Origin of the sequence: Pseudomonas sp. Irchel s3b2 (genome assembly GCF_900187445.1) — a bacterium.
GTDB lineage: Bacteria > Pseudomonadota > Gammaproteobacteria > Pseudomonadales > Pseudomonadaceae > Aquipseudomonas.
Genome location: NZ_FYEB01000014.1, coordinates 132,699 through 145,476, shown reverse-complemented (window position 1 = coordinate 145,476; position 12,778 = coordinate 132,699). Strand labels below are relative to the sequence as shown.

At 59.4% G+C, this 12,778-nt stretch carries 11 protein-coding genes and 1 pseudogene; 5 read left to right on the top strand and 7 right to left on the bottom strand.

Annotation, left to right across the window (positions count from 1 at the left end):
- Positions 1-167: 167 nt before the first annotated feature.
- A complete protein-coding gene (locus CKW20_RS23815) occupies positions 168-1,448 on the bottom strand; it encodes a serine/threonine transporter (protein WP_095055083.1) in 1,281 nt (426 codons plus the stop codon).
- A 560-nt stretch (positions 1,449-2,008) separates the two neighbouring features.
- Between CKW20_RS23815 and CKW20_RS23810 the strand changes: the two genes are divergently transcribed.
- Positions 2,009-2,980: a 2-hydroxyacid dehydrogenase gene (locus CKW20_RS23810; RefSeq protein WP_095055082.1), complete on the top strand. Its 972-nt coding sequence runs from the start codon at positions 2,009-2,011 to the stop codon at positions 2,978-2,980.
- Between the two features lie 8 nt (positions 2,981-2,988).
- Here the strand turns inward: CKW20_RS23810 and CKW20_RS30250 are convergent.
- Positions 2,989-3,086 (bottom strand): annotated as a pseudogene (locus CKW20_RS30250) (hypothetical protein); the annotation flags it as partial.
- A 1,239-nt stretch (positions 3,087-4,325) separates the two neighbouring features.
- Here CKW20_RS30250 and CKW20_RS23800 point away from each other — a divergent pair.
- The 3 genes from CKW20_RS23800 to CKW20_RS23790 all read left to right on the top strand — a co-directional run bounded on the left by CKW20_RS23800 (position 4,326) and on the right by CKW20_RS23790 (position 7,588).
- Positions 4,326-5,393, top strand: coding sequence for a phosphotransferase family protein (locus tag CKW20_RS23800; protein WP_095055080.1), 1,068 nt, complete (start codon positions 4,326-4,328; stop codon positions 5,391-5,393).
- 26 nt (positions 5,394-5,419) lie between these two features.
- On the top strand, positions 5,420-6,187 hold the full coding sequence (locus CKW20_RS23795; protein WP_030130434.1) for an SDR family oxidoreductase: 768 nt from the start codon (positions 5,420-5,422) through the stop codon (positions 6,185-6,187).
- 285 nt (positions 6,188-6,472) lie between these two features.
- Positions 6,473-7,588 carry a Gfo/Idh/MocA family protein gene (locus CKW20_RS23790; RefSeq protein WP_095055079.1) on the top strand — a complete coding sequence of 372 codons (1,116 nt, stop codon included), beginning with the start codon at positions 6,473-6,475 and terminating at the stop codon, positions 7,586-7,588.
- A gap of 122 nt (positions 7,589-7,710) precedes the next feature.
- On the opposite strand, the gene CKW20_RS29660 is transcribed toward CKW20_RS23790, so the two are convergent.
- From CKW20_RS29660 to CKW20_RS23775, 3 genes are all read right to left on the bottom strand, one after another.
- A complete protein-coding gene (locus CKW20_RS29660) occupies positions 7,711-8,448 on the bottom strand; it encodes a hypothetical protein (protein ID WP_176466952.1) in 738 nt (245 codons plus the stop codon).
- Between the two features lie 57 nt (positions 8,449-8,505).
- Positions 8,506-8,754, bottom strand: a complete 249-nt coding sequence (locus CKW20_RS23780) for a DUF1652 domain-containing protein (protein ID WP_095055078.1) — start codon at positions 8,752-8,754, stop codon at positions 8,506-8,508.
- Positions 8,755-8,947: 193 nt separating this feature from the next.
- Positions 8,948-10,444 carry a helix-turn-helix transcriptional regulator gene (locus CKW20_RS23775; protein ID WP_095055077.1) on the bottom strand — a complete coding sequence of 499 codons (1,497 nt, stop codon included), beginning with the start codon at positions 10,442-10,444 and terminating at the stop codon, positions 8,948-8,950.
- Between the two features lie 379 nt (positions 10,445-10,823).
- On the opposite strand from CKW20_RS23775, the gene CKW20_RS23770 reads away from it, so the two are divergent.
- Positions 10,824-11,282, top strand: coding sequence for a transposase (locus tag CKW20_RS23770; protein ID WP_095055076.1), 459 nt, complete (start codon positions 10,824-10,826; stop codon positions 11,280-11,282).
- Between the two features lie 126 nt (positions 11,283-11,408).
- Here CKW20_RS23770 and sigJ read toward each other — a convergent pair whose 3' ends face one another.
- Both sigJ and CKW20_RS23760 read right to left on the bottom strand, forming a co-directional pair.
- A complete protein-coding gene (gene sigJ, locus CKW20_RS23765) occupies positions 11,409-12,302 on the bottom strand; it encodes an RNA polymerase sigma factor SigJ (RefSeq protein ID WP_095055075.1) in 894 nt (297 codons plus the stop codon).
- A gap of 3 nt (positions 12,303-12,305) precedes the next feature.
- Entirely contained in the window at positions 12,306-12,740 is a 435-nt protein-coding gene (locus tag CKW20_RS23760) for a carboxymuconolactone decarboxylase family protein (RefSeq protein WP_095055074.1), read from the bottom strand.
- Positions 12,741-12,778: the final 38 nt, after the last annotated feature.

Sequence of the window (12,778 nt, the reverse complement as noted above, 5' to 3'; positions counted from 1 at the left end):
CACCCTTGCCTCTGGCTAACACTTCCCCTTGCCGGGTGTGTAGAGGACTTGCACCTCCAAGTCACCCGCTTGGCCACCACAGCCAAGCGGGTTGCGCTTGCGCGCAACGCGCCATGCCTGGCGCACCAAAAAAAACGGCCGCACTGTGCGGCCGTTGTTTTGCTTGATCAGGCTGTCAGGGAATAGATCAACGCCGAAATCGCCACCAGGCCTACCGCCGTCACGAAGACGTTAGAGGCTTGACCACGAAAGCGCGCCATCGCCGGAACCTTGCGGATCGCGTACATCGGCATCAGGAACAGGATCGCCGCGATAATCGGGCCGCCGAGGGTTTCGATCATGCCGAGAATGCTTGGGTTCAGGGTCGCAACGATCCAGCAGACCACCAGCATGAACGCCGCAGTCATGCGGTCCAGCGTTCTCGGTGCCGGGCGTTTGCCGCTCTTGACGATCAGGCCCTTCAAGCCTTCACTGGCGCCGATGTAGTGGCCCAGGAACGACTTGGAAATGGCCACGAAGGCAATCAACGGCGCAGCAAAGGCGATGGTCGGGTTGCTGAAGTGGTTGGCCAGGTACGACAGGATCGACAGGTTCTGCGCCTTGGCTTCGGCCAGTTGCGCCGGCGACAGGGTCAGCACGCAGCTGAAGACGAAGAACAGCACCATCACCACCATCAAGATGTGGGCACGGGACAGGATCTGCGAGCTGCGCTCTTCGGCATGCGCGCCGTAACGACGCTTCTGGTCCACCGCGAACGCCGAGATGATCGGCGAATGGTTGAACGAGAACACCATCACTGGAATCGCCAGCCACAGGGTATGCAGCAGCGCCGACGACTCGGGCAGCGTGGTCGCGGTGCTGAGGATGCCGCCATTCCAGTGCGGAATCAGAAACACCGCCAGGAACAGCAGCGCAACGATGAACGGGTACACCATCAGGCTCATGGCTTTGACGATCACTTGCTCACCGCAACGTACCACCGCCAGCAGGCCGAGGATCAGCACGAACGACAGCACAGCGCGCGGTGGCGGCATGATGTGCAATTGATGCTCGAGAAAACTGCCCACGGTGTTGGTCAGGGCCACGCTGTAGATCAGCAGGATCGGGAAGATCGCAAAGAAATACAGCAACGTGATCAGCGCACCCGCCTTGATGCCGAAGTGTTCTTCCACCACTTCAGTGATGTCGGCGCCTTCGCGGCCGGACAACACAAAGCGAGTAAGGCCACGGTGTGCGTAAAACGTCATGGGAAATGCCAGCAATGCCAGGATCAACAGCGGCCAGAAGCCGCCCAGCCCCGCGTTGATCGGCAAAAACAGGGTGCCGGCCCCGATGGCCGTGCCAAACAGGCCCAGCATCCAGGTGGTGTCATGGCGATTCCAGCTTTCGAGGCTCGCTGGTGTCGCCGCTACATAGCGTTCGTCGACGCTATTGGCCTGATCATTCATCCGGTCGGATCTCCGCTTTCCGGTCACTTGCCACCCGGTCAGGACGAGTCGGAAGAATCCGACAGGCAGCGCCCTGGCCGAAACAGGGGCGCGATTGTCCGGGATTAATCAACAGAAGCAAAGACTTAGCTGAGCAATGGTTGTGCGGATCAGATGGGAGTCGGCACGACGCGCTCCTTGTAGCAGCTGTCGAAGCCTTCGGCTTGTAGCAGCTGTCGAGCCTGCGAGGCTGCTTCCGGCTGCGCAGCAGTCGTGAATCCGGCTAACGCGGTCTGCCTGACGCACCGCAAGTTCTGGTTTGACGACTGCTTCGCAGCCGGACGCAGCCTCGCAAGCTCGACAGCTGCTACAGATTGCATTACGACCGCGCAGCGTTGTCATTGCGGACAAATCCTCTCCATCTGCCTCGCACTGATCTAGTGTTGTCATTAGACGGATCGCAGGTTTCGCCAGCTCCGACACGGGGAGCCAAAAACCCTGACCATTGCCAAACCGCTCTGGTGTCAGCAATCTGATGCGACGTTCGAGCCCCGATATTCCGCTGCCCACAGGAGCCCAGCATGCCTGTCACCGTTCTGGTACTGGTTGAAACCATCAATGAATACCTGCCGATTCTCGAACATCAGGGGTTTCATCTGATCCTGGCCCCGACTCCGGCCGAGCGCGCCGCCGCCATTGCCCGACAGGGCGATCATATCGATGCTGTGCTGACGCGCGGTCCATTGGGCCTGTACGCCGATGAAATTGCCGCCCTGCCCAACCTCAAGATCATCTGCGTGATTGGCGCTGGCTATGAGCATGTCGACCTGCAAGCCGCCGCCGACCGTGGCATCACCGTCACCAATGGGGCCGGCGTCAATGCCTCTTCCGTCGCCGACCATGCCATGGCGCTGCTGCTGGCACTGGTGCGCGATATCCCTCGGGCCGATGCTGCCGTGCGTCGGGGCGAGTGGCCGAAAATCATGCGCCCGTCCCTGGCTGGCAAACGCCTGGGCATCCTCGGCCTTGGGGCCGTCGGCATCGCTATCGCCAAACGTGCGGCCAACGGCTTCGACATGAGCGTGAGTTACCACAACCGCCAGCATCGCAGCGATGTGCCCTATAGCTTCTGCTCGACGCCGACCGAACTGGCGCGCCACTCGGATTTTCTGATCATTGCCGCACCCGGCGGGCTCGGTACCCAGCACTTGATCAACAGGCAGGTGCTCGACGCCCTGGGCCCCCACGGGTTCATCGTCAATATCGCGCGGGCCAGCGTGATCGTCACGGCAGACTTGATCAGCGCGCTGGAACAGCGACGGATCGCCGGTGCCGCGCTGGATGTCTTCGATAACGAACCCCAGGTGCCGGACGCGCTGAAGGGGTTGGCCAACGTGATTCTGACCCCGCATGTCGCCGGTTTGTCCCCGGAGGCCACCCAAGGCACTGTGGAACTGGTCGGTAAAAACCTGACGGCTTTTTTTTCCGGTCAACCGGTACTGACCCCCATTGCTTTACCGTTGCCATCGGCAGCCGCCGGGAACGCTCATTAAAAGACGCACTAACGGACGCCCAACAGCGCGCAGAGTCGCCGGGATCGGCATCGGCGCTGATCAGCAGCTCGCTCAAGGGTTTGTTGCCCCACTCCACGCCCCGTTTGAATACTGCATTCACAGACGATCCCCTGTGGGAGCGAGGCTTGCCTCGATGAGCATGGGTATCTACACATCTCTTGGGCTATAGAGATTCACTACCGGGGCTTGGTGTTTTGGAGTACATATCCGTTTCTGCGGTCACGGCCGCTGGCGGTTTCGCTTTTACAGCGAGTCACTTTCGAAAAGCGCGAAAGTAACCAAAGCGCTCTTGCCCCTGTCGTTCGGTGCCTCGCTAAGGCTCGGCATGCCCTCGCTCCGGTCCTGCTCCGCGGGCCCGCCGCGATCGGCCATCCATGGCCGTGCGCGGCTAACCCGGCATCCATGCCGGGTTGCCCACTGCGCAGAACCTCCACTCGGCCTCTCGAGGGGGCGGTGCATCAAGATCAATAGCTGCAGGCGAGCTAACGCTCGGCCTGTTGAGTGGTGAAAGGCAAGGCGGATGTGCTCTGATTTTTTGTGGGAGCTGGCTTGTCGGGTCGCCGCATCGCTGCGATGGCGGCCTGTCAGCCGACCAATCTTTCCCCGGATGTACCCACTCCGACGGTGGGAGCGAGCCTGCTCGCGATGCTGTTGATCTGCCGTTGATCTGCCGTTGATCTGGCGTTGGCGTTGCCGTTGCCGTTGCCGTTGCCGTTGCTGTTGTTTTGGCTTTTGATCCTGATCTGCTTGCCCCTTTCCCAGAGGCCGAACGCAGGTATTGCGTAGGGGGCACCGCGGCAAGGATGCCGCGGTAGCCGCCGCCGGCCATGGATGGCCGATGGCGGCGGGCCCCCGGAGCAATGCCGGAGTGAGGGCATGCCAAGCCTGGGCGAGGCACCGAATGGCGGGGCAAGAGCCCTTGGTTACTTGGGGCTTTTCCAAGTGACTCGCTGTAAAAGCGAAACCGCCAGCGGCCGTGACCGCAGAAATGGATATGTACTCCCAACACCAAGCCCCAAGCCCCGCCAGTGAATCTCTGTAGCTCAAGAGATGTATAGATACCCATGCCGCGATGAGGCCGGCACATTCAACATCGATATCGCCTGAGACCCGCGAAACTGCATTGCAGGGTCGCGGTGGCGCACACTTGCGGATAGCCCATGTCGAATCTCCTTCCTCCGCCAAGCCTGTTCGCGCACATCAGGAACGCTGATTATCCGGCAACACGCTAACCTATAAGACCGTGCCGCGCTTGTGGCCACCCCGGCGCACCATTAGATTAGCCAATGATGTCTGGCCTCCAAAATAAGCAGAAGGGATAAGCATGGCGCTTACTGACCAGTCCACCCGCATCCGCTCCGGCGAAGAACTCGATGCCAGCCTGATCGATCCGTACCTCAAGGCGCACATTCCGGGCCTGAGTGGCTTTCCTGTGATCAGCCAGTTTCCGGGCGGTGCATCGAACCTGACTTACCTGCTGGAATACCCCGAACAGGAATTCGTCTTGCGTCGACCACCGTTCGGCCACAAGGCCAAGTCCGCCCACGACATGGGCCGCGAATTCCGCATTCTCAATCAGCTGCGGGACGGTTTCCCCTATTGCCCCAAAGCCTATGTGCACTGCACCGACGAATCGGTGATCGGCGCCGAGTTCTATGTGATGGAACGGGTCAAGGGCATCATCCTGCGCGCCGAACTGCCACCGGAACTGGGTCTTGATTCAGCCAAGACCGAAGCCCTGTGCAAAAGCTTCATCGATAAGTTCGTGGAACTGCACCAAGTCGACTACAAGGCCTATGGTCTGGGCGACCTTGGCAAACCCGAAGGTTATGTCGCGCGGCAAATCAAAGGCTGGAGCGAGCGCTACGAAAAAGCCCTGACCCCGGACGCGCCAAAGTGGGAAGCGGTGAAGGCCTGGCTCAACGACAAGATGCCGGCCGATCACCCGACGTCGAGCATCGTCCACAATGACTACCGCTTCGACAACGTGATCCTCGACCCCGAGAACCCGATGCAGATCATCGGCGTGCTGGACTGGGAGTTGACTACCCTCGGCGACCCGCTGATGGACTTGGGCAACACCCTCGCCTACTGGATCGAAGCCGACGACCCGGCGCCGGTGCAATTGATGCGCCGCCAGCCAAGTCATGCCCCCGGCATGCTGACCCGCCGTGAGTTCGTCGATTATTACGCCGAGCGCGCAGGCATCCAGATCGACAATTTCGACTTCTACTACACCTACGGCCTGTTCCGTCTGGCCGGCATCGTGCAGCAGATCTACTACCGCTTCTTCCATGGTCAGACCCAGGACAAACGCTTCGCGCAGTTCATTCACATGAACAAACTGCTGGAGCAGATGAGCCTGCAAGTCATCCAGAAATCCACTCTCTGATCGCGGCTCCATAACCAGGAAAAATCATGTCCAAGACTCAGTTGTTCGACCTCGACGGCAAGATCGCATTCGTCTCCGGCGCCAGCCGTGGCATCGGTGAAGCCATCGCCAAACTGCTGGCGCAGCAAGGCGCCCACGTCATCGTTTCGAGCCGCAAACTCGATGGCTGCCAGCACGTCGCCGATGCAATCATCGCCGCCGGCGGCAAGGCCACTGCCATTGCCTGCCATATCGGCGAAATGGAGCAGATCACCCAAGTCTTCGCCGGCATCCGCGAACAATTCGGGCGCCTGGATATTCTGGTCAACAACGCGGCGACCAACCCGCAGTTCTGCAACGTACTGGACACCGACCTCAGCGCCTTCCAGAAAACCGTCGACGTGAACATTCGCGGCTATTTCTTCATGTCGGTGGAAGCCGGCAAACTGATGCGCGAACACGGTGGCGGCAGCATCATCAACGTTGCCTCGATCAACGGCATCTCGCCGGGGATCTTCCAGGGCATCTACTCGGTGACCAAGGCAGCGGTGATCAACATGACCAAAGTCTTCGCCAAGGAATGCGCGCAATTCGGCATTCGTTGCAACGCACTGCTGCCGGGTCTGACCGACACCAAGTTCGCTTCGGCACTGGTGAAAAACGACGCCATTCTGAAAACCGCGCTGCAGCAGATTCCACTCAAGCGTGTGGCGGATCCGAGTGAAATGGCTGGTGCGGTGTTGTACCTGGCGAGTGATGCGTCGAGCTACACGACTGGGGTTTCGTTGAATGTGGATGGCGGGTTTCTGTCCTGATTTGGTTCTGTGAATGAACCGAAGGCAGCCAAAAGGCTGCCTTTTTTGTTTCCCATGTGTTGATCGTTCCCACGCTCTGCGTGGGAATGCCTCACCGGACGCTCTGCGTCCGCTCTTTTGGGACGCGGAGCGTCCCCGGCTGCATTCCCACGCGGAGCGTGGGAACGTTCAGATCGCAGCCGTATCGGATCCAGTATAAGAATATTTATTCTACTAATTGCATATTGAGAATATTTATTCCATAAATAGCTCTCCTGAAAACAAAAATCCAAAAGGACCCCGGCTATGCGCGAACTCGGTATCGGACTTATCGGCACAGGTTTCATGGGCCGCGCTCATGCCTTAGCCTTTCGCAACGTCAGTGCGGTCTTCGAACTGCCCCTGAAGCTCAAACTCGCGGCCCTGGCCGATGCCGACCCGCAACGCGCCCGAGCCTGCGCCGATGCCTGGGGTTTCGAAACAGCCCACAGCGACTGGCAACAGCTGATCAATGACCCCAAAGTCAACCTGATCGCCATCACCACCCCTAACCATCTGCACTACCCCATGGCCATGGCCGCCCTCGCCGCCGGCAAGCCGGTGTACTGCGAAAAGCCGCTGGCCGTGAACCTCGAACAGGCCAGTGCCATGCGTCTTGCTGCTAAAGCCGCAGGCGTGGTGACGCGGGTGGGTTACAACTATCAGCACAACCCGATCATCGGCCTCGCTCGGGATTTGATTCAAAACGGAGCACTGGGGCAGATCATCAGTTTCCAGGGCGAATTCAGCGAAGACTTCATGGCCGACCCCGTTTCGCCCTGGTCCTGGCGTTGCGACGCCGATTACGCCGGCGGTGCCTTGGCGGATTTGGGTAGCCATTTGCTGGCCATGGCCCGTCATCTGCTGGGCGACATCGAGGCCGTGTGCGCGGATACCCAGACCGTACATGCGCAACGCCCCGTAACGTTAGGTGGCCAGGAGCGACGTGAGGTCGCGGTCGACGACCAGGTCCACGCGTTGCTGCGGTTCGCCAACGGCGCGCGCGGGACGTTCAGCAGCAGCTGGCTCAAACACGGTTATAAGAATCACCTGAGTTTTGAAATCAGCGGCACCCTAGGCACCTTGGCGTTCGATCAGGAACGCTTGAATGAACTGCGGATGTATCGCGCTGGGCAAGGCGGTTTCCAACGGCTGCTGGCAGGGCCGGATTTACCGGGTTATGCCGCTTTCAGCCCGGCACCGGGGCATCAGTTGGGTTACAACGAACTCAAGACCCTTGAAGTGCACGAGTTGGTGATGGCGCTGGCCGGCCTCGGTCAGGACGGGACAGATTTCGAGCAGGCATGGGAAGTCGAGCGCCTGGCGACCGCGATCCGTTTCGCGGCACAAGAGTCGCGATGGGTCAGGATCGAGGAATTCTGACCCGCCACTCAGGCCACACCCGCCAGTCGCGCAGAAGGCAACTGGCGGTACACACCACTGCTTACTGAGTGACGCAACGGGTCAAGGTGGTGGTCCGGGTCACCTGCCCTTCAGCCCTCATATCACCCTGCACATCGGTGTTTTCGGAAGTTTGACAGGTACGAACCGGTGGCGGTGGCGGCGCAGCGGGTGGCGGAGGCGGCGGACTGGCGCAACCACCCAGAATCGCCGCGCAGAGTACGAGCGACAGTGGCGAAAAAATACGTATCCCAAAACTGTTCATAGGCTGACCCGCGGTAAGTAATCGACATTTTCCGCGACACAAAAACCACACCGCACACCCGCGGCCCCGTCACAGAAAAGAAATACCTCGCATTCCTTATAGCCCAGCCACCCGCCAATGCCAGAAAAACAGCGGATGGACTGGGGTTGGCTTTGGCTTTGGCTTTGGCTTTGGCTTTGGCTTTGGCTTTGGCTTTGGCTTTGGCTTTGGCTTTGGCTTTGGCTTTGGCTTTGGCTTTTGATCTTGATCCACCCGCCCCTTCGGGAGGCAGAGTGGAGGTGTTCATCTGGGGATTGGCGCGCAGCGCCGTTCGACGCAGTCGAACCCATCGCATGTAGGTTGAAGCGAAGCCAACCGTAGGGCGATGCCCCCAGATGGATACCGGAGCGAAGGAACGCCGAGCCTTAGCGAGGGGCCGGACGCTTGGGGCGAGCGTTTTTTTGCTTACTTTTTTTAGGCGCTTGTAAAAAAAGTGAGTCGCCGTAAGGGCGAAACCATAAGCCGCCGTTACCGCAGAAATGGATATGTACTCAATCAACAAAACACAGGTTAACTGCCAGGCCGTCTTCGCGGGCAAGCCTCGCTCCTACAGTGGATCGGGGACATCCGTGAGACACGAATTACTGGCCAGCGCCTACGAAGCATTGGACCGATGCAGACCAATGCTCTCGAGCTCGTACCGCAACTCTTCAATCAACGCCGTCATTGCCTCTGGCGTCCTGAGCATCGCCATGCTCAACCCACTGACCACCAGATCCACCTGCCCCGTCGCCGGGTGATAAAGCTTCACCGTCAACGAATTATCCCCCGTGAGCGCGCACTCACAGGCCAACGGCGAAAAACTCCGCTCCAGTTGCATACGCAATTGCGCCAGATGAATCATCCCGATTCACCTTGGCGACGACGCAAAATCGCCCCCACGCTTGATCTGTTCGCACCCATGTGGCTGCTCCTTTAGCTGCATCGAAGAGGACCCGATACCGACCCGAAGTCACGTATCGCACCCTTACAGCCTAGAAAAAACAGCCCCCCAACTGAACATCAAATTGCACCATCCCAACTAGTGCATTTGCATCTTAACGTTGCCCCTTGGGCCGCCTCTCGCTGGAGAACAGACCCCGTTCGCGAGCCCATACAATCGCCTCACTGCGGCTGTGCACGTCGAGCTTGGAATACACCGTCGAAACATGATTGCGCACGGTATTAGGCGCCAGTTTCAGGCGCGCGGCGATTTCCTTGTCGGCGAGGCCTTCACAGATCAAGCCGAGCACATCACGCTCCCGGGCGGTCAGGTCGGTGAACGACACACTGGGCAATTGCGGCAAATTGACGTTCTTCACATTAGCCAGTTTCTCGATCAGCGTGCGGCTGAACCAGGAGGCATCTTTCATCACCTCTTCAATCGCCGACACCAACTCCAGCTCGGTGCGTTTGCGCTCCGTGATGTCCATCAACACCAGCAGATAACAAGTGCCGTCCTGAATGTTCACAGTGTCCGCCGAGACGGCGCAATCGATCAGCCCGGCATCCTTGCGGAGTACCCTGACATCGACGCGATCCACGCGCCCGGTTTTCTCCAGGGCCGCAAACAGTCGCGTGCGAGTGCCTGCGTCATCGATGAAACCGAGTTGCGCCACGGTCTTGCCGAGCACCTCTTCACTGGGGCACGCGAGGGTATCGAGAAAGGCTTCGTTGACGTCCATCACCACTTGATCGTCGGCGCTGCACACCAGGATCGGCACCGGGGTGAGGCGAAAGGCTTTCGCGAATCGTTCCTCGCTCTGGCGCAGGGCAATTTCGGCCTTGTGCCGCAGCTCCATGTCGACGAAGGAAAATAGCATGCAATCTTCGTCGTTGAGCTCCAGCGGTTGCCCGGCAACGATCACCTGTTTGCTGCCACCGTCGGGCAATTGCAGTTCGGCCTGCATCTGCGGAATGGTTGCCCCATCACGCAAACGCTGCTTGGCCAGGTCCTTGTTTTCAGCGCGCTCCAGCACATCCAGCTCATAGGTCGAAGCGCCGATCACCTGATCACGGGCATAGCCGGTCATTTCCAGGAAGCCCTGATTGACTTTGATGAAGCGCAAATCGCTGAGGCGACAGATCACCGCCGGGGCCGGGTTGGCATTGAAGGTCTTTTCGAAACGCTGCTCGGCGCTGGCCCATTCGGTGACGTCGTTCATGATCAGCACCAACGACTCCGGCTCGCCGGCGTGGTCGGCCAGCACCATGCTGCGCACGCTGTGAACCCAGGTGCGCTCTTCGTTTTCGACTGGCGTCAATTCAACCAGCACATCACTGAACATCTCGCCCCGGGCAACGCGGCTGATCGGATAATTCTCCGTCGCTACCGGGTGATTGTTGCGATAACGCAAGGCAAACCGCTTCGCGTACTCCCTGGCATTGGCGCCCAGCTCACCGAGCCGACTGACCCCGTGCATGGCCAGCGCGGCGTCATTGGCCCAGATGATGGTCTGGTCGAGTTCCAGCAGAATCACCCCTTCGGACAGGCCGGCGATGATCTGCTGCAACTGGCGGCGATTGGTTTCGGTGGTCAGGACGTCCTGGCTCATTGGATCTCCACGATTGCGGCGGCACCTTTGTGCGCTGCCCTGTGAAATTACGACCGCGAGCGTTTGCGATAGTGCACCGCCTGTAGGAGCTGCCGAAGGCTGCGATCCTTTGATTTTCAGCAGCCCCAAAAGATCAAGATCAAAAGATCGCAGGCTTCGCCAGCTCCTACCGGGGGGGGGGGCGTACATCCGCGTGATCGCAGGTGTACCCAGTCGCAGTTGCGTACATCCGCGTGATCACGTGTGTACTCGGTCAATGGAGCTGCCGAAGGCTGCGATCTTTTCGGCGGATTCGAAATATTCCGAAAACGCTTTCATCCGTGCCACTCAGGCTAACGACTAATGTTTATCTGACAACACACCTCAAGGAGGCCAAGGAATGGCTATTGCTGCAAATGGATGTCGCCTGCGCAAGGCTCGATTTTCCGAATCAGGTCGTATTTATCTGCTGACCGTCGTCGCTCATCAACGAGAGCCGGTGTTCGCAGATTGGCGGCTGGGACGGCTTCTGGTCGACCAACTGCGCTGCGCCGATCAAGCCTCGATGGTCAACTCCATGGCTTGGGTAGTGATGCCGGATCATCTGCACTGGTTGTTGGAACTCAAGCACGGCACGTTGGCCGAGCTGATGTGCCGCATCAAGTCCAGGAGCAGCCGTTCGATCAATCTTATGCGTGGCGATCCTGGCCGTCTGTGGCAGCGTGGATATTACGACCGAGCATTACGTCGTGATGAAGACCTGAAGGATGCAGCACGTTACATCGTCATGAATCCGTTGCGTGCGGGATTGGTGAAACGGGTGGGTGACTATCCGTTGTGGGATGCCATTTGGATTTGAGAGATCAAGATCAAAAGATCGCAGGCTTCGCCAGCTCCTACAGGGATTGCGTACATCCGCGTGATCACGGTTGTACTCGGTCAATGTAGGAGCTGCCGAAGGCTGCGATCTTTTCGGGCCGATGAATTACTGCACGTCCAACCCCGCCGACAGCCCCGCCAACTTATCCGGATTACGCATGATGAAAATCCGGCTCACCCGCCCTGCTTCGTCAAAACCAAAACTCAGCGACGCAACGAGATCGCCGTCGGCTTTGATGATCACGCCTTGAGCGCCGTTGATTTGCGTGGGCAGCCATTCGTACGTCTGCCAGTAGGCATGCAGCGACTGGCCGATGAAGTCCAGCACGCTGTTGATGCCGAACAGGGTTTCGCGAATGGCCGAGGCCTTGCCGCCGCCGTCGGCGCAGAGTTCGACGTCTTCGGCCAGCAGCGCGGTCAGGGACGCGGTCGAGCCGCTGGCGATGGCGCTGTGGAAGGCGTTCAGCAATTGGTCCTGACGCGCCGGCTCCGGTTGATAACGGATTTGCCCGTTACCCAGACAGGCCTTGGCCCGGGACACCAACTTGCGGCAAGCCGCTTCCTGGACCCCGATCGCCTCGGCGACTTGCGCGTAATCCATGTCGAAAATTTCGTAGAGCAGGTACGCGGCGCGTTCCTTGGGGGTCAGCCGTTCCAGCAAGAGCAGGAACGCGGTGGACAATGACGAGGCCAGTTCATGCATGTGTTCGGGTGAATGCTGATGGGTGGTGTGAATCGGCTCTGGCAGCCAGGTGCCGATGTAGTCGACCCGTGACGTGTGCGCCGAGCGCAGCAGGTCAATGCAGTGCCGGGTGCAGGCGGTGGTGAGCCAGGCGGCCGGCGTGGCAATGGAGGCCCGGTCGGCCTCCAGCCATTTGATGAACAGCTCTTGCACCACATCCTCGGCTTCGGTGCGCGAGCCGAGAATGCGATAGGCCAGACCGAGCAAAAAGGGCCGGCGCTGCTCGAATACAGCGGCGGCGTTTTCAGCTGAGTTCATCGATCAGTGCCTCGACACCTGCAAACGGTTCCACAGGTTGATCATGCCGATCTCGCCCGTCAAGGCACCGATTTGCGCGTCGTTGAAATGCTCGCGCAAGTCGCCGCGCAGAGTGGCGTAATCGGTCTTTTCATCGAGTACGGTCAGGGCTTCGGTCCAGGCCAGGGCGGCGCGTTCCGAGGCACTGAAATCGCTGACATGGCGCCAGACGATCAGGCGGTCCAGGCGTTCGTTGGTTTCATTGGCTTCGCGCGCCTCGTGGGTGTGCATCTTCACGCAGAAACCGCATTGGTTGATCTGCGAAGCACGCAGGTGCAGCAGGTGTTTGAGGGTCGGGTCCAGGTCATGGCTGTCGAGGGTGACATGGACTTGGGTCAGGCTTTCGAAAACCTGAGGGATGGATTGCAGCAGGTTGACTGGTTGAGTGTTGGACGACATCGTGTTGCTCCGCTAATTGAGGGGTTCAACAGGATGAC